This window comes from Plantibacter sp., from assembly GCF_059073635.1.
In genome coordinates, this window is the sequence record NZ_JCACOF010000009.1 from 325,408 (window position 1) to 351,956 (window position 26,549).

Consider the following 26,549-nt stretch of genomic DNA (forward strand, 5'->3'; position numbering starts at 1 on the left):
GAGATTCTACCGCCTGCCGCGCCGGACGCACCCCGTGGTTCCGGCGGCGCGTCCGGCGCCGACTACGCGTCGGAGGACGGGCGGGGTGCGGCCGCCAGGCGAGCGAGGAGCACCGCCTCCGTGAGGATCGCCTTCTGGAAGACGCCGAGGTGCAGCGACTCGTTCGGGCTGTGGGCGCGCGAGTGCGGGTCCTCGACACCGGTGACGAGGATCTGGGCGTCCGGGAAGACCCGGACGAGGTCGGCGATGAACGGGATCGATCCGCCGACACCCGTCTCCACGGGCTCGACCTCCCAGGCGTCGGCCATGGCGCGCTTCGCCTCGGCGACGGCCCAACCGCTCGTGTCAACGAGGAACGGGCTCCCCTGGTCGACCTCGTCGATCGTCAGCTGTGCGCCGAACGGGCTGTTGGCGAGGAGGTGGGCCTCGAGTGCACGGTAGGCCTCGGCCGGATCCTGCCCGGGGGCGATCCGCGCACTGATGCGCACCGACACCTCCGGGATGAGCGTGTTCGAGGCGTTGGCCACCGACGGTGCGTCGATGCCCGTGACGGTGATCGCGGGCTGCGACCAGATCCGGCTGAGGATGGAGCCGCGTCCGATGGGCGAGACCCCCTCGGACAGACCTGACTCGGCGCGGAGCTGCGCCTCGTCGAACTCCGGGGTGACGGCGTCGTGCGAGGTGAGTCCGTCGACCGCCACCGAACCGTCGGCGTCCCACAGGGTCGCGAGCAGGGTGACCGTGGCCAGCATCGCGTCCGGCACCGCTCCCCCGAGCATCCCGGAGTGGGAGGCGTGGTCGAGGGTCTTCACGCGCAGCCGGAACGTGACGTTGCCGCGCAGACCGATCGTCAGCGCCGGCGTCCGCTCGTCCCAGTTGTCGCTGTCGGCGACGACGATCACGTCCGCAGCGAGGGTGTCGCGGTGCTCCTCCAGGAAGGAACCGAAGGACCGCGAGCCGAACTCCTCCTCGCCCTCGATGAACAGCACGATACCGAGGTCGAGGTCGGAGCCGAGGACCTCGGTGACGGCTCGGATCGCGGCGATGTGGGACATGACGCCGGCCTTGTCGTCAGCCGCGCCCCGTCCGTAGATGCGGCCGTCGCGGACGGTCGGTTCGAACGGCGGCGAGTCCCACTTGTCGTCGCTTCCGGGGGGCTGGACGTCGTGGTGCGCGTAGAGCAGCACGGTCGGTCGGCCGTTCCGTGGTTCGCGGCGGGCCAGCACGGCGGGCTGTCCGAGCTCCGCTCCGCCGTCGATGGCGGACCGGCGCACCGAGACCTCGTCGAAGACACCGAGACCGCGGGCGAGCGCCGCGACCGCTTCGGCACTCCGCGCCACCTCGGCCGCGTCGAACGCCGACCACGACACCGAGGGGATGCGGACGAGCGCCGACAGATCGGCGATCGACGACGGCAACGCACCGGCGACGGATTCGCGCAGCCGATCGAGGACTTCCTGGTCGTTGCGTGGGTCTTGGGTCGATTCCGTCGTGGTACCTGTCGTCATGCGAGTAATCTTAAGGGAATCCCCGAATCAAGGACGTTCCATCGTGGCCAAACAGCAGAGCACCCCGGCATCAGAGCCGATCGTCGAGACCGCAGCGCAGACGGCTGAGCGCCTCGCCCGCGGCGCCAAGGAGGCGAAGGGTCGACCGACCCCGTCCCGGGCGGAACGCGAGGCGCAGAACAAGCGTCCGCTCGTCCCCTCCGACCGCAAGGAGGCGTCGAAGGCGGCGAAGGCGCAGCAGGCCGAAGCACGGCGGCGGGCGCAGGCCGGCATGGCCGCCGGCGACGACAAGTTCCTCCCGGCACGCGAGCGCGGTCCGCAGAAGAAGTTCGTCCGCGACTACGTCGACGCCCGGTTCAACATCGGCGAGTTCATGATCCCGGTGATGTTCCTCGTGATCATCCTCACCTTCATGCCGGTGCCCGAGATCCAGGTCTACGGCATGCTCACCCTCTGGGTGTTCTTCATCATCGCGATCGCCGACTGCTTCTTCCTCGGCTTCCGCGTCCGGAAAGCGCTGCGGGCGAAGTTCGGGCAGGACGAGCGTGGCGTGCGCTGGTACGCCGCCATGCGCGCGCTGCAGCTGCGCCCGCTCCGTCTGCCGAAGCCGCAGGTCAAGCGCGGCCAGTTCCCCAACAAGTAGTCCCACGAACGACGAACGCCCGCCGGTCCCAGACCGGCGGGCGTTCGTCGTCGATGGCGCGTGATGCCGATCAGCGGCCGGTTCGAGCCAGTCGGTCGAGCCCGCGGTTGATGTGCCTCGCCCAGAGCGGCCCGCGGTAGAGGAACGCCGTGTAGCCCTGCACGAGGGTTGCTCCTGCAGTCCAGGCGCTCCCGGACGTCTTCGGCGGTGTCGACGCCTCCGACCGAGATGACGCACAACTCCGGGGGCACGATGGCCCGGATGCGCCGCAGGACGACGAGCGAGCGGGCGGCCAGCGGTGCACCGGACAGCCCACCGGCTCCGGCCGCCTCGACGATGGCGGGATCGGTGGCCAGGCCGTCGCGAGAGATGGTCGTGTTCGTCGCGATGACGCCGTCCAGGCCGAGTTCCACGACCAGCTCTGCGATGCGGTCGACCTCCGCATCGCTGAGGTCGGGTGCGATCTTGACGAGCAACGGCGTCGAACCGGCGGCGGCACGGACGGCCTCGAGCAGCGGCGCGAGCTGGTCGAGCTCCTGGAGGCCGCGGAGCCCCGGGGTGTTCGGCGAGCTGACGTTGACCACGAGGTAGTCGGCCACGGGCGCGAGGAGCGTCGCGCTCCGGACGTAGTCGGCCGTGGCGTCGGCGACGTCCACGACACGGCTCTTGCCGATGTTCACGCCGAGGACGGGTCGGCGGCTCACCCGCGCGGTCCGTTCGAGCCGACGCCTGGCCTGGTCGGCTCCCCCGTTGTTGAAGCCCATGCGGTTGACGACCGCCCGATCGGCGATGAGTCGGAACAATCGGGGCTTGGGATTGCCCGGCTGCGGGATCGCCGTGATCGTGCCCACCTCGACATGGCCGAACCCGAGGAGTCCGAGGCCGAGGACGCCCTTGCCGTCCTTGTCGAAGCCGGCGGCGACACCGAACGGGGTCTCGAACCGCAGCCCCAGCGTCTCCACCGACTGGTCGAGTCGCGGCGCCGTCCAGCGCCTGATGACGGGGCCGAGGCCGGTGGCGGGAAGCGAACGGATGACGTCGAAGGCCAGGTGGTGTGCGCGTTCGGGATCGAGCTTGGACAGCACCTGGGCGAAGAGGAAGCGGTACACGGCTCAGAGCTCCTCGGACGGCACGGGGGCGGCACCGGAAGCGTGCTCGACGCGGAGCAGCGCGATCGCGGACTCGAAGTCGTCGAGCGATTCGAAGGCCTGGTAGACACTGGCGAAGCGGAGGTACGCGACCTCGTCCAACTCACGCAACGGCGCGAGGATCGCCAGACCGATGTCGTTCGCGTCGATCTGCGACGCGCCGGTGGCGCGGATGGACTCCTCCACCCGCTGAGCCAGGACGGCGAGGTCGGAGTCCGTCACCGGGCGGCCCTGGCAGGCCTTGCGGACACCGCTCACGACCTTCTCCCGGCTGAAGGGCTCCACCACGCCGGAGCGCTTGATCACGCCGAGACTCGAGGTCTCCATGGTGCTGAAGCGCCTCCCGCACTCGGGGCACTGCCGGCGTCGGCGGATGGCGAGTCCGTCGTCGCTGGTGCGCGAGTCGATCACACGGGAATCCGGGTGGCGGCAGAACGGGCAGTACATCAGCGGGCTCCCTCGGGGGTGGTGGGGGCGGTGGTGTCGTCCGCCGCACGGATCTCGGCATCGACGAGCCCGAAGCGGGCCGTCACCGCCTCGCCGTGCGCCGGCAGGTCCTCCGAGCCTGAGAGGGCGACGATGTGGGCCGAGACCTGACGGAGCGCCGGTTCGTCGTACCGGACGACCTGCTGCGGCCGGAGGAAGGTGAAGGCTCCGAGGCCCGAGGAGAACCGCGCCTGGCCGCCCGTCGGGAGGACGTGGTTCGACCCGGCCAGGTAGTCGCCGAGGCTCACCGGGGTGTGGTCGCCGAGGAAGATCGCGCCGGCGTTGGTGATGGCGCCGAGGAGCGACTCCGGGTCGCGGGTCTGCACCTCGAGGTGCTCCGGCCCGTACGCGTTGCTGAACGCCACGGCCGCCTCGAGGTCGTCGACGAGCACGATCGCCGACTGCGGCCCGCCCAGGGCCTCGACGACGCGCGCTCCGTGACGGGTGCCTGCGGCGTACCGCTGCAGCCACTCCTCCACCGCGGTGGCGAGCGCCGCACTGTCGGTGACGAGCAGCGATGCCGCCGCCTCGTCGTGTTCCGCCTGGCTCACGAGGTCGGCTGCGACGAGCCGGGCATCGGCCCCGGCGTCCGCGATGACCAGGATCTCGGTGGTCCCGGCTTCGGCGTCGATCCCCACCTGCCCCTTCACGAGGCGCTTGGCGGCCGCCACGAAGATGTTGCCCGGGCCGGTCACGACGTCGACCGGGTCGAGGGCGAGGTCGGGTACTCCGTAGGCGAACGCACCGATCGCTCCGGCGCCGCCCATGGCGTAGACCTCGGTCACCCCGAGCAGCCCGGCGGCGCCGAGGATCGTCGGGTGGACGCGGCCGCCGAACTCGCGCTGCGGGGGCGAAGCGAGCGCCACGGAGCCGACGCCGGCCTCCTGGGCCGGTACGACGTTCATGACGACACTCGAGGGGTAGACGGCCTTCCCGCCCGGGACGTAGAGGCCGACACGGCCGACCGGGGCCCAGCGCTGCACGACGGTCGCGCCGTCGGCGAGCTCGGTCGTGCGCTCCGGCGGGACCTGCGCTCTCGTGGCGGTCCGGACCCGGTCGATGGCCTCCACGAGCGCGGCGCGCACGGCCGGCTCGAGCGCCGTGACGGCCGCGTCGATCTCGGCCTGTGGGACGCGGATCCGCTCGGGGCGTCCCCCGTCGAACCGGTCTGCCTGCGCCGAGAGCGCCTCGGAACCGTCCGCTCGGACGTCGTCGATCAGCGCCTGAGCGGCATGCGCTGCCGCGGTGATGTCGACGACGGGACGGGGCAGCATGTCCAGGAGCTCGGTGCGGCTCGGCCGCACTCCCCTGAGGTCAATGGTGGTGATCATGGCCGTCACAGCCTATCGTCCGCAGCGGTCCGTCCCGGCTGCCGCCCGCGTCCGGGCGGGGTCAGCCGAGACAGTTCGGGCCGAGCAGGGACTTCAGCTCGCCGAAGAGTCCGGACGAGAGGCTGACGCGATGGGGCAGCTCGAACACCCGCGCGATCTCGCCTCGGATGAGCTTCAATCGGACCTCGGTCGACCCAGCGTGCCGCGTCAGCACGTCGCTGAGCGTGGTCACCGTCTCGGTCGTCGCCCGGGCGTCCGCCATCGACAGCTGGAGCATGCGGTCGGCACCGGCCTCGGGCAGTTCGGGCGAGAAGATGCTGTACGCGTGGAGGTTCATCCCGTCGTCTCGGACACTGACCCGTCCGCGGACCACCACGATCGAGTCGCCGACGAGTTCGGAGGCGAACTCCTGGTACGCCTTGCCCATGAACATGGCGGTCATCTCGCCGCCGAAGTCCTCGACCTGGATCATGCCGTACTGGTTGCCGGAGGCCTTGGCGATCCGGTGCTGGACACTCGTGACGAGCCCCGAGATCACGACGGTCTCGCCGTCCATGCCCTCGGAGGTCATGAGGTCGGTGATGGTCGTCGTGGCGTGCTTCGCCAACTCGATCTCGAGTCCGGCCAGCGGGTGGTCCGAGACGTACAGCCCCAGCATCTCCCGTTCGAAGTTGAGTTTGTCGCGCTTGCTCCAGTCAGGACGCGCGGGGACGCTCGCGAGCGGCACCTCGCCGACCTCGGCGAACAGGCTGTCGAAGTCGAAGCCGATGCTCCCGGACGCCTCGGCACGCTTGTCCTTCACGACCGAGTCGACGGCGTCCTCGTGGATCTCGTAGAGCGCACGTCTGCTGTCGCCCATGGAGTCGAACGCGCCGGCCTTGATGAGCGACTCGATGGTCCGCTTGTTCGCCACCGGCAGCGGCACCTTGCGGAGGAAGTCGTGGAAGGAGGTGAACCGGCCCTCGCGCTCGCGTGCCTGCCGGATGAGCTCCACGACGTTCGAACCGACGTTGCGGACGGCACCCAGACCGAACCGGATGTCCTCCCCGACTGCGGCGAAGAACCCGATGGACTCGTTGACGTCGGGCGGCAGGACCTGGATCCCCATGCGGCGGCACTCGTTGAGGTAGAGCGCCATCTTGTCCTTGGAGTCGCCGACACTCGTCAGCAGACCGGCCATGTACTCGGCCGGGTAGTGCGCCTTGAGGTACGCCGTCCAGTAGGAGATGACCCCGTAAGCGGCGGAGTGCGCTTTGTTGAACGCGTAGTCCGAGAACGGGAGGAGGATCTCCCACAGCTTGTTGACGGCCTCCATCGAGAAGCCGTTCGCGACCATGCCGCCGGAGAAGCCCTCGAACTGCTTGTCCAGTTCGGACTTCTTCTTCTTGCCCATCGCACGACGGAGGATGTCGGCCTGCCCGAGGGAGAAGCCGGCGACCTTCTGCGCGATCGCCATCACCTGCTCCTGGTAGATGATGAGGCCGTAGCTCGTCGACAGGATCTCGGAGAGCGGCTCCTCGAGCTGCGGGTGGATCGGGGTGATCTCCTGCAGGCCGTTCTTCCGCAGCGCGTAGTTCGTGTGCGAGTTCGCGCCCATCGGCCCGGGCCGGTACAGGGCGATCAGCGCCGAGATGTCCTCGAAGTTGTCGGGCTTCATGAGGCGCAGCAGCGCGCGCATCGGTCCGCCGTCGAGCTGGAACACCCCGAGGGTGTCGCCTCGGGACAGGAGTTCGTACGCACCGCGGTCGTCGAGTTCGAGGTCTTCGAGGACGAGTTCGATGTCGCGGTTGCTCTTGATGTTGTCGAGGGCGTCGTTGATGATCGTCAGGTTGCGCAACCCGAGGAAGTCCATCTTGATCAATCCGAGGGACTCGCACGCCGGGTAGTCGAACTGCGTGACGATCTGGCCGTCCTGCTCGCGCTTCATGATCGGGATGATGTCGATGAGCGGGTCGCTCGACATGATCACGCCGGCCGCGTGGACGCCCCACTGGCGCTTCAGGTTCTCGATGCCGAGCGCGGTCTCGAAGACGGTCCGCGCCTCCGGGTCGGTGTCGAGGATGCCACGGAGGTCGACCGCCTCCTTGTACCGCGGGTGCTTGGTGTCGAGGATGCCCTCGAGCGGGATGTCCTTGCCCATGACCGCCGGCGGCATGGCCTTCGTCAGCTTGTCGCCCATGCCGAACGGGAAGCCGAGGACGCGCGACGAGTCCTTGAGCGCCTGCTTGGCCTTGATGGTGCCGTAGGTGACGATCTGCGCGACGCGCTCGTCGCCGTACTTCTCGGTGACGTACTTGATGACCTCGCCGCGGCGGCGGTCGTCGAAGTCGACGTCGAAGTCGGGCATCGACACGCGGTCGGGGTTGAGGAACCGCTCGAAGATGAGCCCGTGGCGGAGTGGGTCGAGGTCGGTGATCTGCATCGCGTACGCCGCCATGGAACCCGCACCGGAACCACGACCGGGACCGACGCGGATGCCGTTGCGCTTCGACCACTGGATGAAGTCGGCGACGACGAGGAAGTACCCGGGGAAACCCATCTGCACGATGACGCGCGTCTCGTAGTTCGCCCGTTCCCGGACGTCGGCGGGGATCCCGTTCGGGTACCGCAGGTTCAGCCCGGTCTCGACCTCCTTGATGAACCAGCTCTCCTCGTTCTCGCCCTCCGGCACGGGGAACCGCGGCATGTAGTTGGCCGAGGTGTCGAAGGCGACGTCGCACCGCTCGGCGATCGCGAGGGTGTTGTCGCACGCCTCGGGGTACTCGCGGAACAGTCGGCGCATCTCGTCCGCGGACTTCAGGTAGAACTCGTCGGCGTCGAACTTGAACCGGTTCGGGTCGTTGAGGGTGGAGCCGGACTGCACGCAGAGGAGGGCGGCGTGGGCTTTGGCGTCCGCGGCGTGCGTGTAGTGGAGGTCGTTCGTCGCGAGGAGCGGGAGACCGAGGTCTTTGGACAGCCTGATGAGGTCGGCCATGATCCGGCGCTCGATCCCGAGCCCGTGGTCCATGATCTCGCAGAAGTAGTTCTCCGCGCCGAAGATGTCGCGGAAGTCCGCCGCGGCCTTGACCGCCTCGTCGTACTGGCCGAGACGGAGTCGCGTCTGCACCTCGCCGCTCGGGCAGCCGGTCGTCGCGATGAGGCCGGCGCTGTACTGGCTCAGGATCTCGCGGTCCATGCGCGGCTTGAAGTAGTACCCCTCGATCGACGCCTTCGACGAGAGCCGGAAGAGGTTGTGCATCCCCTCGGTGGTCTCCGAGAGCAAGGTCATGTGTGTGTAGGCGCCGGCGCCGGAGACGTCGTCTCCCCCGCCGTCGCCCCACTTGATCCGCGTCCGGTCGCCGCGCGCGGTCCCCGGGGTGATGTACGCCTCGGTGCCGATGATCGGCTTGATACCGGCATCGGTCGCCGTGCGCCAGAAGTCGAAGGCGCCGAACATGTTGCCGTGGTCGGTCACGGCGACGGCGGGCATCCCCTGCTCGACCGCGGCCTGGATGAGCGGCTTCACGCGGGCTGCTCCGTCGAGCATCGAGTACTCGCTGTGGACGTGCAGATGGACGAACGAATCGGTGGACGTGGGCACGGACGGCGCCTCCGGGGATCGTGCTGTGGGGTTCGGCGCGGACGCCGAGGTGGTCTGTGATCCAGCCTAACCGTCACCGCCGACGGTCGGCTCCGGCGATGCCGTCAGGGACACCGACGGGATGGGCGGGCGTCGGCTCAGTCGAGCTCGAGCACGGACAGCGCGTGCTGGAGGTCGGCCGGGTAGGCCGCCTCGAACCGAACGAACTCCCCCGTGGCCGGGTGGGCGAACCCCAGCTTCGTGGCGTGGAGCCACTGGCGGGTGAGTCCCAACCGCGCCGACAGCGCCGCGTCGGCCCCGTACATCGCGTCGCCGACGCAGGGGTGCCGCTGGGCCGCCATGTGCACGCGGATCTGGTGGGTGCGGCCGGTCTCCAGGTGCACCTCGAGCAGCGAGGCGTACGGGAACGCCTCGAGCGTCTCGTAGTGCGTGATCGACGGCTTGCCGTCGGCGGTCACGGCGAACCGCCAGTCGTGACGCGGATGGCGGCCGATCGGTCCGTCGATGGTGCCGGCGAGTGGATCGGGATGCCCCTGCACCACAGCGCGGTAGATCTTCTCGACCTCGCGGTCGTGGAAGGCCCGCTTGAGCCAGGTGTAGGCCCGCTCGGTCTTCGCGACGACCATGAGGCCGCTCGTCCCGGCGTCCAGCCGATGGACGATGCCCGCGCGCTCGGCGGCTCCCGAGGTCGAGATGCGGAAGCCCGCCGCCGCGAGGGCGCCGAGCACCGTCGGTCCCTCCCAACCGACCGAGGGATGCGCCGCGACGCCCGCAGGCTTGTCGACGACGACGATCTCGTCGTCGTCGTGGACGATGCCGAGGTCGGGGACGGCGATCGGGACGATCACGGCCTCCCGTCGAGGCGTCCATTCGATCTCGAGCCAAGCGCCGCCGAGCAGGCGATCGGACTTGTCGACCGACTTCCCGTTCATGGTGACGCCGCCGGCCAAGGCCACCTCGGCCGCGTAGCTGCGCGAGAAGCCCAGGAGCTTGGCGAGTCCGGCGTCGACGCGCTCGCCGTCGAGTCCGTCGGGGACGTACAGGCTGCGGGACTCGTTCACGGACGACCTGCGTCCGGGCTCGCGTCGCCAGGCTCCGCAGGATCGAGGACGGCCGCGTCGGCTTCAGCCTCGCGGTCCTCCGCTTCCTGGGCGGCCCGTTCACTCGCTCGCGTCGTGCGCGTGCCGTCGAGGTTGACACCGAAGAGCGTCAGGAGGATGAACAGCGCCATGCTGACCACGATGCAGATGTCGGCCACGTTGTAGATCGCGGGGAGCATCCAGGGCGTCGAGATGAAGTCGACGACGTGGCCGAGGCCGAAGGACGGCTCTCGGAAGAGGCGGTCGGTCAGGTTGCCGAGCACGCCTCCGAGGAGCAGGCCGAAGACGATCGCCCAGGCGCGCGAACGGATGCGGCGCGCGAACCAGACGATGACGACGACGACCACCGCGGCGAGGATCGAGAAGATCCAGGTGTAGCCGGCACCCAGCGAGAAGGCGGCACCCGAATTCTTGACGAAGTACAGGACCAGCGCCTGTCCGAAGACGGGGACGGACTCACCGACCGTCAGGTTGGTGGTGACGAGGAACTTCGTGAACTGATCGGCCGAATAGGCCACGACGGCAACCAGCGCCAGGACTGCAAGAGTCCTGGCGCTGGCCTTCGACGGTGATGCGGGAGACAACCGGGTGTCTGCGCTAGACCGCTGCGCTGTCGGCGGTGACGCCGGACTTCGCATCGGGTGCGGAGCTCGACGACGAGGCGTCGAGGTCCTTCAGCTGACCCTCGATGTAGCCGCGGAGCTGCGAGCGGTACTCGCGCTCGAAGTTGCGCAGCTCGTCGATCTTGTGCTCCAGCACGGAGCGCTCCTGCTCGAGGATCTGCATCTGTGCGCGCTGCTTGGCCTCGGCCTCGGCGACGACACGTGCCGCGGTCGCGTGACCTTCGGCGATGAGTGCGTCGCGACGCTGAGCGCCCTCTGCGACGTGCTCGTCGTGCAGGCGGCGGGCCAGCTGCAGGAGGTTGTTGGAGCTCTCAGCCGTGTTGTCGGTCGACTCGGCGGCAGGAGCCGCTGCGGGTGCGACGACCGGAGCCGGTGCGGGAGCGGGCTCAGCCTTGGCGAGCGCGGCGGGAGCGGAGGAGCCGCCCTTCTGCAGCTCGGCGACCTTGGCCTCGGCCGCGGTCAGCTTCTGCTGGACCTCGTCCTTCTCCTGGATGAGGCGACGCAGTTCGACGACGACCTCGTCGAGGAAGTCGTCCACCTCGTCCTGGTCGTAGCCTTCGCGGAACTTGGTCTGCTGAAACCGCTTCTGGACCACGTCTTCGGGAGTGAGCGCCATAGCGAACCACCTTCACTGTCGAATCGAAAATCTGTGTACAACGCCCCCACGCTAGCAAAGTCTGACCCAGTGGGTGAGACATGTTGTCAGCGTCGGAGCTTCCCGTCAGGTGACGGGCGTTCTATCGTAGCCGCACAATCGTCGTGAACCCTGCGCGGGCGCCGACGTCGGCGGCTACAGGAGCTGGACGAGCGTCATCGCGATGATGCAACACAGCATCGTGAGCGTCCAACCGAAGTCGAGCGCGACGGGACCGACCGCGACGCGCGGCAGGACACGGCGGAAGAACCGGATCGGCGGGTCGGTGACCGTGAAACTGAGCTCGGCGAGGACCAGGCCGACGCCCGACGGTCGCCACTGCGGGCGGAGTACCCGAGCCAGGTCGAGGATGAACCGCGCCCAGAGGACGAAGAAGTACAGGAGCAGCGCGAGATAGAGGATCGTGCCGATCACGGAGATGAGAGAAGCCACCCCTCGATTATGACTGAGCGAAGAAGGTCGCCTCGGTCGCTTCCGGTGCGCCCTGCCCGTTGTCGCCGGAAACGGCGACGTGCTCGGGCGAGAGCAGGAAGACCTTGCTCGTCACTCGCTCGATCTTCCCGTAGAGGCCCTGCGAGAGGCCACTGGCGAAGTCGATGAGGCGTCGGGCGTCGCCGTCGCTCATCTGGGAGAGGTTGATGATGACCGGGACACCGTCGCGGAAGCTCTCGGCGATGATCTGAGCGTCGCGGTACTGCTTGGGGTGCACCGTGAGGATCTCGTTGAGGTCGGAGCTCGGGGCGACCGGCTGACGGACCGGGACCGGCTTGCGCAGCGGGGTCACGGGAGCGGCCTTCTCGACGCGCTCGACCCGCTCTGCGCGCTCGGGACGTTCTGCCCGGCGAGGCTCGGCCTGCTGCGTGGGCTCGGCCTGGGCAGCGTGCTGCTGCTCGTACTCGAGATCATCGTCGGCGAGCCCGAGGTACACCATGGTCTTCTTCAGTGGGTTCGACATCGTTTCCTCCGTGATCTGCGGTCCTTGCACCTTCGAGATTAACGTCACACCGGACGATTCCCGGTGATTGCCGTGCCGATGCGTAGGTGTGTCGCGCCCGCTTCGATCGCCTCGACGTAGTCGTGGCTCATCCCGATCGACAGGCCGTCGGCCTGCGGAGCGAGGGATCGCACCCGCGCGGACGCCGCGACGACGCGCGCGAACGCGTCGGCCGGTGGCTCGTCGAGCGGCGCGACGGCCATCACGCCTCGCAGGAGGACGCCTTCGGCTTCGAGCGTCTCCGTGGCGAGCGCTTCCAGCGCCTCGTCGCCGACCACACCGCCGCGACCCGGGTCGTCGGTCAGGTTCACCTGGAGGAACACCTCGAGGAGGCGGTCCGGTGATGACAGCGCGCGCAGGAGTTCGGGCCGGTCCACCGAGTGCACGGCGTCGACGTATCGGCGCACCTGCTTGGCCTTGTTCGTCTGCAACTGGCCGATGAAGTGCCACCGCAACCCGAGTCCGGCGGCCGCCTCGGCCTTGTCGCGGGCCTCCGGGTGTCGGTTCTCCCCCACGTCGGTGACCCCCGCGGCCGCGAGCTGCTGCACGAGTGCGACCGGATGGAACTTCGTCACGACGATGAGCGTCGGCTCGTCGGCGCGACCGGCTGCACGAGCGGCGTCTGCGACGCGGCCGCGGATCGCGGCGAGGCGATCGAGCAGAGCCGGATCGGGCTCCGAAGAGCCCGATCCGGCCGGGGTGATCGTGTCGCCGCCCACTACTTCAGGAAGTCGGGGATGTCCAGCTCGCCCTCGTCGTCGAACGAGGGGTCGACGACGGCGGTCTCGACGACCGCATCGGGCTGACGGTGCGTCGCACCGGAGAAGGGCGAGGACGCGTTCTGCCTGGAGCCCCAGTCGCCGCCGGAGGCGACCGGTGCCGCAGCAGGCGCCGAGCGGTGCTCGGACGACTCGGAGGCCGTGTTGGCCGAGGTGCTGATCGGAGCACTGGGCGCCTCGTCCGAGGTGCTCATGACGCCGCCCGAGATGACCGCGTCGGCCGGCGAGGCCGCCGTCCTGGTGAGGGGCTCGCCACCGTCGAATCCGGCGGCGATGACCGTCACGCGCACCTCGTCGCCGAGGGTGTCGTCGACGACCGCACCGAAGATGATGTTCGCCTCGGGGTGCACGGCCTCCTGGACGAGCTTGGCGGCGTCGTTGATCTCGAAGATGCCGAGGTTCGAGCCACCCTGGATGGACAGCAGGACACCGTGGGCGCCCTCGATGCTCGCTTCGAGGAGCGGGGAGGCGACGGCGAGTTCGGCCGCCTTGATGGCACGATCCGCGCCACGCGAGGAGCCGATACCCATCAGGGCGGAGCCGGCTCCCTGCATGACCGACTTGACGTCGGCGAAGTCGAGGTTGATGAGGCCGGGGGTGGTGATGAGGTCGGTGATGCCCTGGACGCCGGCGAGGAGCACCTGGTCGGCGGTCGCGAACGCCTCGAGCATGCTGATGCCGCGGTCGCTGATCTCCAGCAGGCGGTCGTTCGGCACGACGATGAGCGTGTCGACCTCCTCCTTCAGGCGGGCGACGCCGAGCTCGGCCTGGGCCTGACGGCGACGACCCTCGAAGCCGAAGGGCTTCGTGACGACACCGATGGTCAGCGCACCGATCGACTTCGCGATCCGTGCCACGACGGGTGCGCCACCGGTTCCGGTACCGCCACCCTCACCGGCGGTGACGAACACCATGTCGGCGCCGGCGATGGCCTCTTCGATCTCCTCGGCGTGATCCTCCGCCGCACGGCGTCCGACCTCGGGGTCGGCGCCGGCGCCGAGGCCGCGGGTGATCTCGCGGCCGACGTCGAGCTTGACGTCGGCATCGCTCATCAGCAGCGCTTGCGCGTCCGTGTTGATGGCGATGAATTCCACGCCTCGGAGGCCGAGCTCGATCATGCGGTTGACCGCGTTCACGCCGCCGCCGCCGATACCGACGACCTTGATGACGGCGAGGTAGTTCTGGTTTGTAGTCACTTCAGGCCTCCGTGAGAACTCTCAACCTCTAGTTAAGGTTTAAAGTTATGCTGCGTATGCATTTTCTGTCCTGAGCACGACGTTAGGGCCCAGCCCCGACCGTGTCGGGACGCTTCCGGGCGTGTCGGCACATCGACGGGAATATCCCGGCGCGCTTCCTCAGCGGACGATCGCGGCGGACGGCGACGACACGTCGTACTGGTTCACCTGGGACGGGTCGGTGGCCGCCATCGTGGTCGCGAGGATCCGCGCTTTCAGGACCGAGTCCTCCGCACTCCCCCACACGACTTCGGCGGGCGAGTCCACGAGCGTGAGGGTGACGTCGTCCGCGGTCGACGCCGAGACGGACGCCACGCGGGCGCGGAGATCGGCCGGGAGCGCGCGGATCACCGCCGCCGCGGCGACGAAGCCCTTCGAGGTCGGGCCGCCGGTGACCATGAGCGTGGGATACCCGGCGATCGGTTGGTCGCTGCGCTCGATGGTGACCCCGGCGGCGTCGACGAGGGTGTACACCGATCCTGATTGCAGCACGCCCACCGGCTCGCGTTCGACGATCCGCACGACGAGCGTGCTCGGGGGCTGGGATTCGAGGGAGTAGCTCGCGATGAGCGGGTATCCGACGAGCACCGCCTTGACGGCGCCCGCGTCGACCAGCGCGAGTGGGCGACCCAGCTGGTCGCTGAGCGCCTCGGTGATCTCGGCCTGGTTGACCCGGCTCGCACCGACGACCTCGATGGACCGGACGGCCAGCAGCGGCGAATAGGCTCCGGCGAGCGAGACGACGATCAGGACGCCGAGGATCGCGGCCGCGATCACCCAGGGACGGTGGCGACCGCGCTTGCGGGCCGTGAACCGACGGATCTCCTGGCGTTCGTGACGACGTCGCAGCTTGGCGGCCTCACGCGGGGTGAGGAACGCCTCATCCTCCGGTTCGTCCGGGCGCTCCAGGGTCGCCGTCGCCGAGGCGGAGGACGTCGCCGCCGGTTTCGCACCGACCTTCGACGATGGTGCCGGCGTCGATGAGGCTGACGCCGACTTCGACTTCGACTTGGACCTCGAGCCCGACGGCTGGGACGGTGCGCCGGCACCCGACCGCTTCGGCCGGAGCCGCGCGGCGTCCAGCTCGATGACGTCCGTCTCCTGCTCGGCGACGGGCTCAGCAGGCGCGCCGGCGCGGTCGACCGGCGCGGACGCCGACGGTCGCGTCTGACGCTCGGGGCGCGGACCGGCCGCGGGGTCGAAGCCGTCCGGGCGCTTCACCGGACGCCCATCAGACGGACTCGCGACCGGCGATGGCCTCGAGGAGCTGCGGCACGATCCGGTAGACGTCGCCGCATCCGAGCGTGATGACGAAGTCGCCGGGTCGCACGACCGTCGCCGTGTAGTCCGCGGCGCGCTGCCAGTCGTCGATGTACGCGACGCGGTCCGCGTCGGAGAACCGGGTCGACACCGTGGCACCGGTCACACCGGGCTCGGGGTCCTCGCGCGCGCCGTAGACCTCGAGCACGACCGTGTGGTCGGCGTACCGTTCGAGGGCGTCGGCGAACTCCTGGGCGAACAGGCGGGTCCGGCTGTACAGGTGCGGCTGGTGGACCGCGATGATGCGACCGTCGCCGACCACCGTGCGCGCGGCGGCGAGAGCGGCGGCGACCTCGGTGGGGTGGTGCGCGTAGTCGTCGTAGACACTGACACCGTCGACGACCCCGTGCAGCTCGAATCGACGCTGCGTTCCGCCGAAGGCGCTGATGCCTCGGAGCGCGTCCGCCGGGTCGAACCCGACACCGACGAGGACGGCGAAGGCGCCGGCGGCGTTGATGGCGTTGTGGCGCCCGGGCACGCGGAGGGTAGCCGCGTAGCTGGTGCCCTCGTAGCTGAGCTGGAACGAGACCGGCCCGGTGGAGCCGACGTCGTGCAGTCGGACGTCCGCGTCGGCGGCCTCTCCGAAGGTCAGCACGCGCTTGCCGTCGGCGGCCGCGCGGAGCGCCGGGGTGATCCGGACCGCGCCGGCGTCGTCCGAGGAGATGACGACGAGTTCGCGAGCCTGCTGGGCGAAGGTCACGAACGCCTGCTCGAACGCTTCGAGCGAGCCGTAGTGGTCCAAGTGGTCGGGGTCGATGTTCGTGATGAGCGCGACGGCCGTGTCGTAGAGCAGGAACGAACCGTCGGACTCGTCCGCCTCGACGACGAACAGTTCTCCGGCGCCGCGGGCCGAGCTCAGCCCGAGGGACTCGATCACGCCACCGTTGACGAAGCTGGGATCGGCACCGAGTTCCAGCAGCGCCGTGATGATCATGCCGGTCGACGTCGTCTTCCCGTGGGCCCCCGCGACGGAGATGAGTCGCGTCCCGGAGGTCAGCCACGCGAGCGCCTGCGACCGGTGCAGGATCGTCAGGCCCCGTTCCTTCGCGAGCAGGTACTCGGGATTGTCCGCCCACAGCGCCCCGGTCACGACGAGGGTGTCCGCGTCGCCGACGTTCTGTGCATCGTGGCCGATGGCGACGGGGACGCCGAGCTCGCGCAGGGCGTCGATGTTCTTCGACTCGCGCACGTCCGAGCCGGTCACGCGCGATCCGGCGCTCACGAACAACCGTGCGATGCCGCTCATCCCGCTGCCGCCGATGCCGACGAAGTGCACGACGCCGAGGTCGGCGGGGATCTCGACGGTGGGGTCTGGCTTGATCACGGTGTCACGCTTTCTGGGAAGACTGGATCACCGGCCGCGCACGCGCTGCACCGATGGTTGGAGCGCCTCATCGATGAGGGCGATGACGCGAGCCGTGCCGTCGGAGACACCGACGCTCTTGGATTGGGCGGCCAGGTCGTCGACCCGGTGCCGATCGCTCAGCAACGGGACGAGGTGCTCACGCACCCAGGCCGGCACGAACTGCGCGTCATCTACCATAACCGCTCCCCCGGCACGCACGACGTCGGCGGCGTTGAAGCGCTGCTCACCGTTGCCGACCGGGTAGGGCACGTAGACGGCCGGGAGCCCGACCGCGCACAGCTCGCTGACCGTGGCGCTGCCGGCACGCGACACCGCGAAGTCGGCTGCGGCGATGGCGAGCTCCATCCTGGAGCAGTACTCGAGGAGGTGGTAATGGTCGACACCGGGATCCGAGATCTCGCTCTTCGCACCCGTGATGTGGAGCACCTGCCAGCCGGCCGCGACGACGTCTTCGGCACTCTGGCTCATCGTCGCGTTGATCCGTCTCGCGCCGAGCGAACCGCCGGTGACGAGCAGTAGCGGTCGGTCCGACACGAGGCCGAACTCGGCGAGGGCCGCCGGCCGGAGCGTCTCGCGGTCCAGCTCCTCGATCTCGCGACGCAGCGGCATGCCGACGAAGCGTGCGTTGCGGATGGGCGTGTGGTGGAAGGCGACACCGACGTAGGGCGTGTACCTCGCGCCGAGCCGGTTCGCGAGGCCCGGACGCGCGTTCGCCTCGTGGATGACCAGCGGGACGCCGGCGCGCCTGGCCGCCGTGTAGGCCGGTGCGGCCGCGTAGCCGCCGAAACCGATCACGACGTCGACCCGGTGCTCCCGGATCATCGCGACCACGGCTGCGACCGTCCGGCGGAGGCGACCGGGGAAGCGGAGGGCATCGATGTTCGGCCGACGGGGGAAGGGCAGTTTGGGGATGGTGAGCAATTCGTAGCCGCGTTCCGGGACGAGTCGCGCCTCGAGGCCCTCCGCCGTGCCGACGACGAGGATCGTCGCTTCAGGGTCTCTGGCGCGGAGTCCGTCGGCCACCGCCAACAGCGGGTTGACATGGCCGGCGGTGCCGCCGCCGGCGAGGAGGTAGGTGGTCATCGGGTGACTCCGGAGGATTGGGGACGTCGAGCGGGTGACCGACGGGACTGCTGGGACGCGGGACGCCCCCGCTCCCGGGCGAACGACAGGACGATCCCGATCGCGACGAGGGTGGTGAGCAGCGCCGTGCCGCCCGAGGACAGGAGCGGTAACGGCACGCCGAGCACCGGGAGGACTCCGAGGACGACGCCGATGTTCACGAGTGCCTGGCCGATGATCCAGGCCATGATGGCGCCGGTGGTGATCCTGACGAAGGAGTCGTCGCTGGTGCGGATCACCCTGATGAACATGACGGCGAGGAAGACGAACAGCCCGAGGACGAGGACGGCACCGATGAGGCCCAGCTCCTCGCCGATCGCCGCGAAGATGAAGTCGTTCGAGATCGCCGGCAGCCACCCGTACTTCGCGCGCGAGTTGCCGAGGCCGACGCCCCAGAGGCCGCCGTTCGCCAGCGCCCACGTGCCGTGGGTCGACTGCCAGTCGGCGTTCTCGTAGTCGCCCTTGCCGTCGCCGAAGAACGCCATGATGCGCTGCATGCGGTTGGCGCTCGTGACGGCCATGATGAGGAACAGCACGGCCCCTGCGACCACCGGGATCGCGATGTAGCGCAGTCGCACCCCGGCGAAGTACAGCGCCGAGAACACGATCAGGGCCATGATCACGACGGTACCGAGGTCGCCACCGAGCAGGACGAGGCCGATGGAGAGACCGGCGAAGGGGATGACCGGGATCAGGGCGTGCTTCCACTCGAGGAGACGCGGTTGCTTGATCGTCAGCACGAGCCCGAGCCACACGACCAGTGCGAGCTTGACCGCTTCCGAGGGCTGCGCGGTGAAGCCGCCGATCTCGATCCAGTTGCGGTTGCCACCGATCTCGTAGCCGAGCGGTGTGAAGACGAGCAGTTGCAGGCCCATGGCGACCAGGAGGAACACCCACGCCCACTTCTTCCAGAACCGTGCCGGGAAGCGGCTCACGATGAGCATGAGCGGAACACCGATCATCGCGAACGTCGCCTGGCGCCAGAACAGCCCGAAGTACCCGTCGCCGGCCTCGTAAGACTCGACGGAGGATGAGGACAGCACCATGACGAGCCCGAGCCCGACGAGGAACAGGGTGACACCCAGCAGGAGGAAGTAGTTCTTCGACTCCGGACGCAGCACCTTGCCCAGCGAGATCCGCGCACTCGACATGCCTCTCGGCGACGTCGGTGCGTCGGGTGTCCCACTGCCTGAGGCGACCGTCGTCATCCGGGACGACGACGACCGCACGCGGCGCGGGTCAGCGCGAGGCGGATCGATCATCCGCCTCACCTCCCAGCTCTGCTTCGACGGCGGCCTGGAACAGGCGACCACGGTGTCCGTAGTCCGTGAACTGGTCCATCGAGGCGGCTGCAGGAGCGAGGAGCACGGTGTCCCCTGCCTGCGCGACCTCGGCGGCCCGGCGAACGGCCTCCGGCATGACGTGTTCAGTCTCCGCTGCGTCGACCTCGATGACGGTCAGGGTCGGCGCGTGTCGCGCGAATGCCGCGAGGACCTCCGAGCGGTCGGCGCCGATCACGACGGCCGCGCGCAGGTGGTCGGCGTGCCGCTCCACCAGATGATCGATCGAGACGCCCTTCAACAGGCCTCCGACGATCCACACCACCGAGCGGTAGGCGGCGAGCGAGGCGTCGGCGGCGTGCGGATTGGTGGCCTTCGAGTCGTCGATCCAGTCCACCTCGAGCCGTCCGCGCGATGAGCTGGATCCGGTGCGCGTCCAGGCCGAACGACAGCAGGGTGTCGCGCACGGCCTCGACCGTGATGCCGGCGGCCCGGGCGAGTGCCGCTGCCGCCAGGATGTTGGCGACGATGTGCGGGGCGGCGAGCCCGCGCTGGGCGAGCGCTTCGACCGTCGTGATCTCGAGGGCGCTCGTCCGACGGTCGTCGAGGAACGCGCGGTCGACCAGGATGCCGTCCACGACGCCGAAGTCGCTCGGTCCGGGGACGTCGAGGCCGAACCCGACGGCGCGGGCGCCGTCGACGACCTCGGCCTCCTCGACCATCGACATCGTCGCCGCGTCAGCGCGGTTGTAGACGCACGCGATTTTCGTGTTCTCGTACACCACGGCCTTCGCCGCCCGGTACGCCGCGGCGGAGCCGTGCCAGTCGAGGTGGTCGTCGGCGAGGTTCAGGCAGACGCTGGCGAGCGGCGAGACGATGCTCCGACCGCCCTGCAGGCCGAGGGTGTGCAACTGGTAACTCGAGAGCTCGACGACGAAGAAGTCGAAGCCCTGCGGATCACGGACGGCGTCCAGGACCGGGACGCCGATGTTGCCGCAGGGCGCCGCGCGGAAGCCCGCCTCGACGAGCATCGACGCCGTCAGCTGAACGGTCGTGGTCTTGCCGTTCGTTCCGGTGACGCAGATCCACTCGGCCGGGGTGCCGACCTTGTCGCGGACCCGCCAGGCGAGCTCGATGTCGCCCCAGACGGCGACCCCGGCCGCCTGCGCCCACGTGACGACGGAGTGGTCGGGGTGGAATCCGGGTGAGACGACGACGAGCTCCGGAGCGAACTCGACGAGCTCGGACGGAACGGTCGACAGGTCCCGCTGGATGAGCCGCGCACCGATGACGCCGACGAGTTCGGCGCGTTCGTCCGCGGCCTCGCCGGCCAGGACCAGGACCTCCGAGCCGAGCTCGGTGAGGGTGTCAGCGACGGAGAACCCGGTCATCCCGAGCCCCAGGACGGCGACCCGCAGACCACGCCAGTCGGCGTGCCAGCTGCGGAGCCCGTCGAGGCGCTCAGCGCTCATCGGCTCAACCACTCGAGGTAGAAGGACCCCACGCCCGCTGCGACGAGCAGACCACCGATGATCCAGAAACGGACGACGACGGTGACCTCGGCCCAACCCTTGAGCTCGAAGTGATGGTGGATGGGGCTCATGAGGAAGATGCGCTTGCCGCGGGTCGCCTTGAAGTAGACCCGCTGGACGATCACGGAACCGGCCTCGATGACGAAGAGACCACCGACGAGCACCAGGAGGAGCTCGGTCTTGCTGAGGATGGCCAGGGCCGCGAGCGCTCCACCGAGCGCCAACGAACCGCTGTCACCCATGAAGATCTGCGCCGGCGAGGTGTTCCACCAGAGGAACCCGATGAGCGCACCCACGATCGCCGCGGCGACCACGGCGAGGTCGAGTGGATCTCTGACGTCGTAGCACTTGTAGGCCACGTCGGAGGCGAGCGAGGAGCTGAAGCACGACTGGTTGAACTGCCAGAACCCGATGATGATGTACGAGCCGATCGCGAGGATCGAGGCGCCGGTGGCGAGCCCGTCGAGCCCGTCGGTGACGTTCACGCCGTTCGACGTCGCGGCCACGATCACCGAGGTCCAGAGGATGTACAGCAGGATGCCGATCACCGGGATGCCGATCGCCATGAAGTTGATCGGGATGTCGCGGATGATCGAGATGTTCGTCGACGCCGGGGTGAACCCCTCGGTGTTCGGGAAGTTGATCGCGAGGACGGCGAAGACCGTCGCGACGATGAGCTGTCCGGCGACCTTCGCCCACCCGCCGAGGCCGAGGCTCTGCTTCTTCCGGACCTTCAGGAAGTCGTCGATGAACCCGACGATGCCGAGTCCGACCATCATCAGCAGGACGAGGAGCGCCGAGACGCCGACCTGCTCCTGGAAGATCAGATAGCTCGCGAAGAAGCCGACGAGGGTGCCGACGATGATGATGACGCCACCCATCGTCGCGGTACCGCGCTTCGTGTGGTGGCTCTGTGGTCCGTCGTCGCGGATGAACTGGCCCCAGGCCAGCTTGCGGAACGCTCTGATGAAGAGCGGTGTCAGGAAGAGGGAGAACGCCAGCGAGATCGCTCCCGCGGCCAACAGGACTCTCATGCGTACAACTCCCCCAGTCGATCGCCCAGCAACCGGAGTCCGGCCGCGTTGGACGATTTCACGAGCACGGTGTCGCCCGGGGCGATCTCCGCGCTCAAGTACGCGAACGCCTCGTCCGCGGTCGCGAAGTACACCGACTCCCCGTCCCACGACCCTTCGTTGATCGCGGTGATGTGCATGCGGCGGGCCTCGGGGCCGACCACGACGAGGCGGCCGATCCCGAGCCGGACGACCTGGAGCCCGATCCGGTCGTGCTCCTCGCCCGCCCAGTCGCCGAGTTCGCTCATGGCGCCGAGGACCGCGATGGTCCGGCCGCGTTCAGCACCGATCTGGGCGAGGGTCCGGATCGCGGCCGACATGGAGTCGGGGCTCGCGTTGTAGGCGTCGTTGATGATGGACACGTCGTCGCGTCCGCCGAGGGGCTCCATCCGCCAGCGCTCCGCCCGGCTCACGCTCGCGAGGGCGTCGACGATGAGGTCGATCTCCACACCGAGTTCGTGGGCGGCTGCGGCCGCGGCGAGGGCGTTCATGACGTGGTGCTCACCGAGCACCTTGAACCGGACGGGCGCAGAGGAACCGTCGGGCAGGTGCAGCGTGAACGCGGTTCCGGACGCCGTCGCGACGATGTCGGTCGCTCGAACGGCGGCGCGGTCGTCGAGGCCGAACCAGAGGACGCGTGCCCGGGTGGCATCGGCCATGCCCGCCACCCGTGGATCGTCGAGGTTGAGGACGGCGACGTCCTCCGGGAGCAGCTCGGACACCATCTCGGTCTTCGCCGTGACGGTCGCTTCGATCCCACCGAACTCCCCCGCGTGGGCGAGTCCGACCTTCAGGACCACGCCGATGTCGGGCTTCGCCATGCGGATGAGTCGGGCGATCTCGCCGATGCCGCTGGCACCCATCTCCGCGACGAGGAACCGCGTCTCGTTCGTCACGCGCAGCATGGTGATCGGTGCTCCGACCTCGTTGTTGAAGGAGGCCTTCGGGCTGACCGTCTCCCCGACGCGCTCGAGGACCGCGGCGAGGAGGTTCTTGGTCGTGGTCTTGCCGTTGGATCCGGTGATGCCGACGATCCGGAGTCGTCCGAGCGCGCGCACCCTCGTGATGACCTCGGTGGCGAGGGCGCCGAGCGCGGTCACGGAGTCCTCGACGACGATCTGCGGCACGGCGACGGGCAGCTCCCGTTCGACGATGAGCAGGGCGGCGCCGTTCGCGACCGCCGCATCGGCGAACAGATGTCCGTCGGTCTCCTCGCCGGGCTTCGCGACGAAGATGTCGCCGGGCGTGATGAGTCGGGAGTCGGTGTCGGCGACGCCGGACACGACGAGGCCGGGGTCCGCCGGACCGGGGATCAGTCGGCCGTCGGTCGCCGCGGCGATCTCGGTGAGGGTCAGGTCGATCATCAGAGCCACCCTGCCTCACGCAGCGCGTCGCGCGAGTCGTCGCGCGCCGAGTACGGGAGCTTCACGCCGGCCACCTCGTGGTAGTCCTCGTGCCCCGGTCCGGCGTAGAGGATGGTGTCGCCCTGCCCGGCCAGCGCGAGCGCCGTGCGGAACGCGGTCGCCGGATCGGCGACCTCGTGCAACTCGCCGTCCGGCGCTGCTTCACGGGCGGCCTCGAGGAGCACGCGCCGGATCGACGCCGGGTCCTCGCTCCGGGGATGGAAGTCGGTGACCACCACGACGTCGGCACCCCGGGCGGCGATCGCACCCATGTCGCGACGCTTCGTCGTGTCGCGGTCTCCGTCGGCGCCGAACACCATGACCACGCGGCCCGGCGTGACGGCCCGGATGGCTGCGAGGGTGTTGAGGAACGCGTCGGGGCTGTGCCCGTAGTCGATGTACACGACCGGGCCGCGGTCGCCGCTGATCCGCTCGGCACGCCCGGGGATGTAGGCGTCGATCCCACCGTCCCGCTCGAGGGCCTGGGCGATCATGTCGAACTCCACACCGGACTCGACGAGCATCACGATCGCGAGCGCGGCGTTCGCCGCCATGAACCAGCCGAGCAGCGGCACGCTCGTCACGAGCGCTTGGTCGCCGGGGCCGTCGAGGCGGAACGTCGTGGAACCGGCGGTCTCCTCGAGGATCGTCATGCGCCAGTCGGCGTCGATCTCGGGGCGGGTCGTCAGGGTCGTCACCGGGATCCGGCTCTGCTCGACGAGCCGGCCGCCCCACTCGGAATCGATCGTGACGACGCCTCGTCGGGCGCGATCGGGTTCGAACAGCTCCCGCTTGGCCGCGAAGTACTCGTCGAAGTCGCCGTAGTCGTCGAAGTGGTCGTGACTGAGGTTGGTGAAGCCGACGACGTCGAAGACGATGCCGTCGACGCGGTGCCTGGTCAGCGCCTGGGCGGAGACCTCGATGGCGACCGCGCGCACCTCGGACTCGCGCATGCGCGCGAGCAGCGCATGCAGCTCGCTGGCCTCCGGCGTGGTGAGGGAGCTCGTCACCGCGAGGTCGCCGATGCGCCGCTCCGCGGTCGAGCTCAGCCCGGAGACGATCCCGAGTTGCGCGAGCATGCCGCTCAGGAGGTAGACCACGCTCGTCTTGCCGTTGGTGCCGGTCACGCCGAACAGCGTCGGTGGCTCCTCGGCGGTGCGGTAGACCCAGGCGGCGAGGTGGCCGAGGGCTGCGCGCGGCTCCGGCACGACGATGATCGGCAGGCCGGCCGCGGCCGCCAGCTCTCGTCCGGCGTCGTCCGTCAGCACCGCGACCGCGCCGCGTTCCTTCGCCTGCTCGGCGTATGCGGCACCATGGGCGCGGACACCCGGCATGCCGATGTAGAGGTCACCGGGCTCGACGGCACCGGAGCTCAGGCTGACACCGCTGATCTCCACGCCGTCGGCCGAGCCGTGCAGGTCGAGATCGAATTCGGTCACCAGCTGCGAGAGCGCCCGCCGCTGCGGATGTTCCGGCCTGAGGCTGATCGGGCCCTGATTGTTCACGCTGAGCCCATCCTTCATGAGGTCGTTCAAAAACTGAGCGGCAGGTTCGGTGCCGGCTCCGTGGACGGCTGCACTCCCCTGCTCTTCAGCACCTGGGTGGTCACATCCCGGAAGATGGGAGCGACTGCAGCCGATGAATTCATCTTAACCGGGTCGGCCAGGTTCACCGAAACGACGAACTGCGGCGCCTCTGCAGGAGCGAAACCGGCCATCGAGACGAGGTAGCTCGAGCTGTAGCCTCCATCGCCGTCGGGCTGCTGTGCGGTGCCGGTCTTCATCGCCACCCGGTAGCCGGGGACGTCGACGTTCTTGGCCACCCAGCTCTCCTGGTCGACCATCTCGAGCATGTCGCTGACCTGCTTCGCCGCGTCCGCGGAGACGACCTGGGTTCCGGTCGCGTCGGGGACGTCGGTCATGGTGCCGTCCGCGTTCCGGCAACCCTCGACCAGCTGGACGGGCATGCGGACACCGCCGTTCGCGATCGTCTGGTACAGGCTGGCGCCCTGGATCGCGGTCGTCGAGAAGCCCTGACCGAACATGGTCGCGTAGTCCGTCTGGTTGTCCCAGTCCGCAGCGTCCGCCATGAGGCCACCGGACTCGCTCGGGAAGCCGACCTCGGTCTTCTGCAGCTGACCGAACTTCTGGAAGTACGCGTAGCGGGTGTCGGCGCTCATCTTCTCGCCGAACTGCGAGATCCCCGTGTTCGACGACTGCACCATGACGCCCGCGAGCGTGAGGTTCATGTCCTCGTGGAACTCGCTGTCGTTGATGTCCGCACCGTTCGAGGGCTTGTACCGGAACGGAGCGACCACCTGTGAGTTGGGGCTGGCGACGCCCTGGTCGATCAGTGCCGCAGCGGTGAGCGACTTGTACGTCGATCCCGGTTCGAACGGCGCGGCGAAGGCCCGTGAACCTCGGTCCTCGGACGGCGTCGCGCTGACGTTGCCGGGGTCGACGGCCGGGTACTCGGCGACGGCGAGGAGCTTGCCGGTCTTGACCTCCATCACCGTGACGACGCCCCAGCTCGCACCGACCGCTTCGGCCTGCGCGGCGAGCGACTGCTGCGAGAACCACTGGATGTCCTTGTCGAGCGTCAGCACGACGTCGCCGCCGTCCTTCGCCGGCTTCGTCACCGTGGTGCCGGGGAGCGGCAGACCGCCGCTGCCCTTCTCGTACGTCGTGCGTCCGTCCTTGCCGGCGAGGCAGGAGTTCTCCATGAGTTCGACGCCCGCCTGGGCCTCGCCCTCCTCGCCCACGAAGCCGACGATGTTGCCGGCGACGGCGCCGTTCGGGTAGACCCGGTACGGCTCCTCCTGGAAGGTCGTCCACGGGATCTCCAGCGCCTTGAGCGCTCGGAGCTGGTCGAGGGTGAGCTTCTTCGCGATGAGCGCGTAGAGCGAGTCCTTGTCCGCGGCGAGGGCGTCCGTGATGAGCGCGAGGATCTCCGGACCGGGCTTCCCGATGATCGCGCCGATCTCGTTCGTCGCCTGTTCGAGGGTGATCGTCTGCTCGGTGCCGTCGACATCACGTTCGAACGGGCCGGCGTCCTTCGGGGATGCCGCCATGCTGTAGCGCATGACCGCTTCGGCGAGCACCGAACCGTCGGAGGCGAGGATGCTGCCGCGGGTGGCGAGGATCGTGTCGCCCGTCTCGGTCTTCTCGAGCGATTCGGCGCTCAAGGCACTCGCGCGGACCACCTGGATGTCGACCAGACGGAGGACGAAGAGCGTCATCACGATGGAGACCGCGACGATGGTGAACGCGAGGCGTCGGCGCGTGGTCTTCGTGTGTCTCACCATGATGCCCGCACCGCGTCCTCTCCTGACGTCGCACCTCCGAGCAGGGCGTCGTCCTCCACCGTTATCC

The 26,549-nt window shown here is 69.1% G+C and carries 20 protein-coding genes and 2 pseudogenes; 1 reads left to right on the forward strand and 21 read right to left on the reverse strand.

Going from position 1 to position 26,549, the window contains the following annotated elements:
* Positions 1–62: 62 nt before the first annotated feature.
* Complete coding sequence (locus AC5JOC_RS11535; protein ID WP_191941132.1) at positions 63–1,508, reverse strand: dipeptidase; 1,446 nt, start codon at positions 1,506–1,508, stop codon at positions 63–65.
* A 43-nt stretch (positions 1,509–1,551) separates the two neighbouring features.
* On the opposite strand from AC5JOC_RS11535, the gene AC5JOC_RS11540 reads away from it, so the two are divergent.
* Entirely contained in the window at positions 1,552–2,151 is a 600-nt protein-coding gene (locus AC5JOC_RS11540; RefSeq protein WP_064296985.1) for a DUF3043 domain-containing protein, read from the forward strand.
* A gap of 70 nt (positions 2,152–2,221) precedes the next feature.
* Here the strand turns inward: AC5JOC_RS11540 and AC5JOC_RS11545 are convergent.
* From AC5JOC_RS11545 to AC5JOC_RS11640, 20 genes and pseudogenes are all read right to left on the reverse strand, one after another.
* A pseudogene (locus AC5JOC_RS11545) lies at positions 2,222–3,260 on the reverse strand (quinone-dependent dihydroorotate dehydrogenase).
* Between the two features lie 3 nt (positions 3,261–3,263).
* On the reverse strand, positions 3,264–3,746 hold the full coding sequence (nrdR, locus tag AC5JOC_RS11550; protein WP_064296987.1) for a transcriptional regulator NrdR: 483 nt from the start codon (positions 3,744–3,746) through the stop codon (positions 3,264–3,266).
* A complete protein-coding gene (gene hisD, locus AC5JOC_RS11555; protein WP_494246456.1) occupies positions 3,746–5,116 on the reverse strand; it encodes a histidinol dehydrogenase in 1,371 nt (456 codons plus the stop codon). The genes nrdR and hisD overlap by 1 nt, the downstream gene beginning before the upstream one ends.
* A 61-nt stretch (positions 5,117–5,177) precedes the next feature.
* The gene (gene dnaE, locus AC5JOC_RS11560) at positions 5,178–8,642 is read right to left on the reverse strand and encodes a DNA polymerase III subunit alpha (protein WP_194718966.1); all 3,465 of its coding nucleotides are present in this window, start codon (positions 8,640–8,642) and stop codon (positions 5,178–5,180) included.
* Positions 8,643–8,833: 191 nt separating this feature from the next.
* Entirely contained in the window at positions 8,834–9,757 is a 924-nt protein-coding gene (locus tag AC5JOC_RS11565; RefSeq protein WP_079706009.1) for an RluA family pseudouridine synthase, read from the reverse strand.
* Entirely contained in the window at positions 9,754–10,434 is a 681-nt protein-coding gene (gene lspA / locus AC5JOC_RS11570; protein ID WP_079706010.1) for a signal peptidase II, read from the reverse strand. The genes AC5JOC_RS11565 and lspA overlap by 4 nt, the downstream gene beginning before the upstream one ends.
* Entirely contained in the window at positions 10,394–11,035 is a 642-nt protein-coding gene (locus AC5JOC_RS11575; protein ID WP_079706011.1) for a DivIVA domain-containing protein, read from the reverse strand. The genes lspA and AC5JOC_RS11575 overlap by 41 nt, the downstream gene beginning before the upstream one ends.
* Positions 11,036–11,209: 174 nt before the next feature.
* Positions 11,210–11,506, reverse strand: coding sequence for a YggT family protein (locus AC5JOC_RS11580; protein ID WP_064296991.1), 297 nt, complete (start codon positions 11,504–11,506; stop codon positions 11,210–11,212).
* Positions 11,507–11,513: 7 nt separating this feature from the next.
* Complete coding sequence (locus AC5JOC_RS11585; protein WP_064296992.1) at positions 11,514–12,029, reverse strand: cell division protein SepF; 516 nt, start codon at positions 12,027–12,029, stop codon at positions 11,514–11,516.
* Between the two features lie 44 nt (positions 12,030–12,073).
* Positions 12,074–12,787 carry a YggS family pyridoxal phosphate-dependent enzyme gene (locus AC5JOC_RS11590; RefSeq protein ID WP_494246457.1) on the reverse strand — a complete coding sequence of 238 codons (714 nt, stop codon included), beginning with the start codon at positions 12,785–12,787 and terminating at the stop codon, positions 12,074–12,076.
* Complete coding sequence (ftsZ, locus tag AC5JOC_RS11595; RefSeq protein ID WP_137241624.1) at positions 12,787–14,043, reverse strand: cell division protein FtsZ; 1,257 nt, start codon at positions 14,041–14,043, stop codon at positions 12,787–12,789. The genes AC5JOC_RS11590 and ftsZ overlap by 1 nt, the downstream gene beginning before the upstream one ends.
* 159 nt (positions 14,044–14,202) lie before the next feature.
* On the reverse strand, positions 14,203–15,303 hold the full coding sequence (locus tag AC5JOC_RS11600; protein ID WP_494246458.1) for a cell division protein FtsQ/DivIB: 1,101 nt from the start codon (positions 15,301–15,303) through the stop codon (positions 14,203–14,205).
* Positions 15,304–15,313: 10 nt separating this feature from the next.
* Positions 15,314–16,726, reverse strand: coding sequence for a UDP-N-acetylmuramate--L-alanine ligase (gene murC / locus AC5JOC_RS11605; RefSeq protein ID WP_192004865.1), 1,413 nt, complete (start codon positions 16,724–16,726; stop codon positions 15,314–15,316).
* A gap of 27 nt (positions 16,727–16,753) precedes the next feature.
* Entirely contained in the window at positions 16,754–17,851 is a 1,098-nt protein-coding gene (locus AC5JOC_RS11610; RefSeq protein WP_192004864.1) for a UDP-N-acetylglucosamine--N-acetylmuramyl-(pentapeptide) pyrophosphoryl-undecaprenol N-acetylglucosamine transferase, read from the reverse strand.
* Positions 17,848–19,041, reverse strand: coding sequence for a putative lipid II flippase FtsW (gene ftsW, locus AC5JOC_RS11615; protein ID WP_228498104.1), 1,194 nt, complete (start codon positions 19,039–19,041; stop codon positions 17,848–17,850). The genes AC5JOC_RS11610 and ftsW overlap by 4 nt, the downstream gene beginning before the upstream one ends.
* Before the next feature lie 88 nt (positions 19,042–19,129).
* Positions 19,130–20,642: pseudogene (murD, locus tag AC5JOC_RS11620) on the reverse strand (UDP-N-acetylmuramoyl-L-alanine--D-glutamate ligase).
* Positions 20,639–21,736, reverse strand: coding sequence for a phospho-N-acetylmuramoyl-pentapeptide-transferase (gene mraY / locus AC5JOC_RS11625; RefSeq protein WP_138947134.1), 1,098 nt, complete (start codon positions 21,734–21,736; stop codon positions 20,639–20,641). Before mraY ends, murD begins: the two are co-directional and overlap by 4 nt.
* Positions 21,733–23,139, reverse strand: coding sequence for a UDP-N-acetylmuramoyl-tripeptide--D-alanyl-D-alanine ligase (locus tag AC5JOC_RS11630; RefSeq protein ID WP_192004861.1), 1,407 nt, complete (start codon positions 23,137–23,139; stop codon positions 21,733–21,735). The genes mraY and AC5JOC_RS11630 overlap by 4 nt, the downstream gene beginning before the upstream one ends.
* Entirely contained in the window at positions 23,139–24,683 is a 1,545-nt protein-coding gene (locus AC5JOC_RS11635) for a Mur ligase family protein (RefSeq protein WP_274499988.1), read from the reverse strand. Before AC5JOC_RS11635 ends, AC5JOC_RS11630 begins: the two co-directional genes overlap by 1 nt.
* Positions 24,684–24,709: 26 nt before the next feature.
* Positions 24,710–26,482, reverse strand: a complete 1,773-nt coding sequence (locus AC5JOC_RS11640; RefSeq protein WP_192004859.1) for a peptidoglycan D,D-transpeptidase FtsI family protein — start codon at positions 26,480–26,482, stop codon at positions 24,710–24,712.
* Positions 26,483–26,549 lie beyond the last annotated feature (67 nt).

Coding starts and splice junctions, on each gene's coding strand:
- AC5JOC_RS11535 (WP_191941132.1), bottom strand. CDS start 1,508: ATGACGACAGGTACCACGACGGAATCGACCCAAGACCCACGCAACGAC.
- nrdR (WP_064296987.1), bottom strand. CDS start 3,746: ATGTACTGCCCGTTCTGCCGCCACCCGGATTCCCGTGTGATCGACTCG.
- hisD (WP_494246456.1), bottom strand. CDS start 5,116: ATGATCACCACCATTGACCTCAGGGGAGTGCGGCCGAGCCGCACCGAG.
- dnaE (WP_194718966.1), bottom strand. CDS start 8,642: ATGCTCGACGGAGCAGCCCGCGTGAAGCCGCTCATCCAGGCCGCGGTC.
- lspA (WP_079706010.1), bottom strand. CDS start 10,434: ATGCGAAGTCCGGCGTCACCGCCGACAGCGCAGCGGTCTAGCGCAGAC.
- AC5JOC_RS11575 (WP_079706011.1), bottom strand. CDS start 11,035: ATGGCGCTCACTCCCGAAGACGTGGTCCAGAAGCGGTTTCAGCAGACC.
- AC5JOC_RS11585 (WP_064296992.1), bottom strand. CDS start 12,029: ATGTCGAACCCACTGAAGAAGACCATGGTGTACCTCGGGCTCGCCGAC.
- AC5JOC_RS11610 (WP_192004864.1), bottom strand. CDS start 17,851: ATGACCACCTACCTCCTCGCCGGCGGCGGCACCGCCGGCCATGTCAAC.
- ftsW (WP_228498104.1), bottom strand. CDS start 19,041: ATGTCGAGTGCGCGGATCTCGCTGGGCAAGGTGCTGCGTCCGGAGTCG.
- mraY (WP_138947134.1), bottom strand. CDS start 21,736: ATGAGAGTCCTGTTGGCCGCGGGAGCGATCTCGCTGGCGTTCTCCCTC.
- AC5JOC_RS11630 (WP_192004861.1), bottom strand. CDS start 23,139: ATGATCGACCTGACCCTCACCGAGATCGCCGCGGCGACCGACGGCCGA.
- AC5JOC_RS11640 (WP_192004859.1), bottom strand. CDS start 26,482: ATGGTGAGACACACGAAGACCACGCGCCGACGCCTCGCGTTCACCATC.